2 protein-coding genes and 1 pseudogene are annotated in these 2,687 nt (G+C 51.8%); all 3 read right to left on the reverse strand.

The annotated features are described in order from the left end of the window. A pseudogene (locus Q0L26_RS05555) lies at positions 1 to 484 on the reverse strand (protein translocase subunit SecF); the annotation flags it as partial. Then, complete coding sequence (secD, locus tag Q0L26_RS05560; RefSeq protein WP_296648510.1) at positions 484 to 2,202, reverse strand: protein translocase subunit SecD; 1,719 nt, start codon at positions 2,200 to 2,202, stop codon at positions 484 to 486. The pseudogene Q0L26_RS05555 and the gene secD, both read right to left, overlap by 1 nt. 14 nt (positions 2,203 to 2,216) lie before the next feature. Then, positions 2,217 to 2,594: a preprotein translocase subunit YajC gene (gene yajC, locus Q0L26_RS05565; RefSeq protein WP_296648513.1), complete on the reverse strand. Its 378-nt coding sequence runs from the start codon at positions 2,592 to 2,594 to the stop codon at positions 2,217 to 2,219. Positions 2,595 to 2,687: the final 93 nt, after the last annotated feature.

A 2,687-nucleotide genomic window follows, 5' to 3' on the forward strand; every position in this document is an offset into this window, starting at 1 on the left:
AGTAGACAGCCATCAAGAGCGCGGCAAGAACAACAAACACAATTAGACCGTAGAAAGCCTTTGTAGTGATATCTGCACCCCAGTTAGCTCCGATGAACGAACTGGCAACTGCTGAAGAGTTCACTCCGTATGCATTGGCGAGCGCAACTCGAACTGACTCTGACTGAGTTGCCTCAAGTGATTCAGTCTGAATGCGAAGAGCATCAGTTCCAACTGCGGTTACGGTCGGGTTCGAGTTGGCAACAACGCTGTGAACAGCATCGACTGCTTTCTTCTGGTCAGACTGGCTGATGCCACTTACGCGAAACTCTGATCCACCCTTAAATTCGATTCCAAAATTGAAACCGCCACGTGCAGCGGGCAGCGCCACAGCTAAGGCAATCATGATCGCAGCGATGATGTAAAACACCTTGCGCTTGCCAACGAAATCGACAGAACGCTTGCCCGTGTATAGGTCGTTACCCAAATCGCTGAACTTTGACATTAGTTCTGTCCTTCGTTGTCTAGGTTTGAGCTAGCTTTGCGCTCAGCAATCGTTTGACGCTTCACAGCCTCTTTAGAAGCTTTGCCACGCTTGGCATCGTTCACGGTCTCTGCAACCTCAAACCTGCCTCGGCCCTTATATATCTGTCCGCCAAGAGCTTTAGCGTCGAATCCTGACCACTTGTTGCCAGAGCTGAAGAACTTGAGTTGGGCCAAAATCTGCAGCATCGGGTGGGTGAAGATTGCTACAACCGCAAGGTCAACCAGTGTGGTTAGACCGAGAGTGAATGCAAAACCCTTGACGCTGCCTACGGTGAGGGCAAACAAGACAACCGCCGCTAGCAGGCTCACGCCATCTGAAACAAGGATGGTGCGCACCGCGCGCTTCCAACCTGATTCAACCGCGGCACTCAGGGTGCGTCCGTCTCGAAGCTCATCACGAACACGTTCGAAGTAAACGATGAACGAGTCAGCGGTAATACCGATGGCCACAATTAGACCGGCCACGCCAGAAAGTGACAGACGGTAACCCTGGCGCCAAGACAAAATAGAAATCAAGAGATAAGTAAGCACTGCCGCGATAACCAACGAACCGATAGTGATCGAAGCCAAGGCACGGTATTGGAACAGCGAATAGATGACTACCAAAATCAGACCGATTAGACCGGCCAACAGACCACTTCTAAGCGATTCGCTACCTAGGGTTGCCGAGATGTTCTCTTGGCTCTGAACCTCAAAACCGATTGGCAAAGAACCATACTTCAGTTGGTCTGCTAGCGACTTAGAAGAGTCTTTGGTGAAGCTTCCAGTGATCTGAGCAGAACCGTTGGTGATAACCGCGTTGGTTTGAGGTGCAGTGATGACAAAGCCATCAAGAGTTACCGCGAATTGATTGCGCGGGCTGGTCAATGGATAGAGACGTGAAGTGACGGCACTGAACGCTTCGGTTCCCTTGGCGTTGAAGTCAAGATTGACTGCCCACTCGTTAGTTGCAGCACCGGTTTGGGTAGTGATGGTGCCAGCAGTTGCGTTTGAAATGTCTGCACCGGCAACTTCTACCGGTCCGAGAATGTACTTCTGGTAGCGGTAAGAGTCGCAGGTAACCAAAGGCTGAGTCGGGTCGTCAACCTGGCCAGGAGCTCTGAATTGCTTGCTGCAGTCGAGTGCATCGAACTGTGCCTGAAGAGCAGGGCTAACCCAATTCAGGTCGCTAGGGTCGGTTGGTTTTGCAGTTGGAGCAGGTGCCGCACTTTTGCTTGCTGCAGGAGATGCGCTTGGTGAAGCGCTCGATGAAGAGTCTCCGCCGACCTGTGAAGTGGTGCTCGCCGAGGCTACAAGAACAGCGCGAAATTCAAGCTTTGCGCTGCTCTTGATTAGCTGCAGAGTGCTATCAGACGGAACACCAGGAATCTCAACGATGATGTTGTTATTGCCAGAGGTGGTGACTGTTGACTCAGAAACACCTGTTGAGTCAACACGCGCACGGATGATTGCTACCGCTTGGTCGAGTTGCTCAGGCTTCACGGTTTCACCGTTGGCGACGGTTGGCGAAAGGATGATCGAGGTTCCACCTTGCAAATCGAGTGCAAGCTGTGGCGCGAAAGAAGCACCGGCTTGGTTTGTTGCCATGCCGAGTCCGATGATGCCCGCAAAGGTGATGATGAGTGCGAGCAACCAAGCGAGACGCTTGCGTGCTGTCTTAGTTACTGACGATGCCACGTGGAACCTTGTTTCTACTTAGCTGACTTTTTAGCTGCTGGCTTCTTAACCGCAGTCGAGGTGGTCTTTGCGGCAGGCTTCTTTGCCACTGCCTTCTTTGCGGCCGGCTTTGCCGCCGCAGGAGCCTTTGCAGTTGCTGGCTTGTTTGCCTCAACCTGGCGAATAGCCAACTTGTTGACAACCAACTTGGTGCCTGGTGCGGTCTCAAGAATGACCTTGTCGCCTTCAAATGCAGCTACGGTTCCGTAAATGCCGCTGGTTAGCATCACATATGAGCCAACCACGATTGAAGTCTGCAAGTCTTCTGCCTGCTTCTTGCGTTTCTTGTTGTTCATGAACATGAACACGATCATTACGCCAAGCGCACCGAAAAGAATGATGTTTGGATCCATTAGAAGCCTGCCTTAATTAGCAAATTGAAGACGCCCACGGCGCCTAGGCAATTATAGGTCAAACAGGCTTGCCTGCCCGTTATTTGGCTTAGG

Source organism: Rhodoluna sp. (assembly GCF_024641065.1).
Lineage (GTDB): Bacteria > Actinomycetota > Actinomycetes > Actinomycetales > Microbacteriaceae > Rhodoluna.

Excerpts from the sequence above, each read along its gene's own strand:
- yajC (WP_296648513.1), bottom strand. The coding sequence starts at position 2,594 with ATGGATCCAAACATCATTCTTTTCGGTGCGCTTGGCGTAATGATCGTG.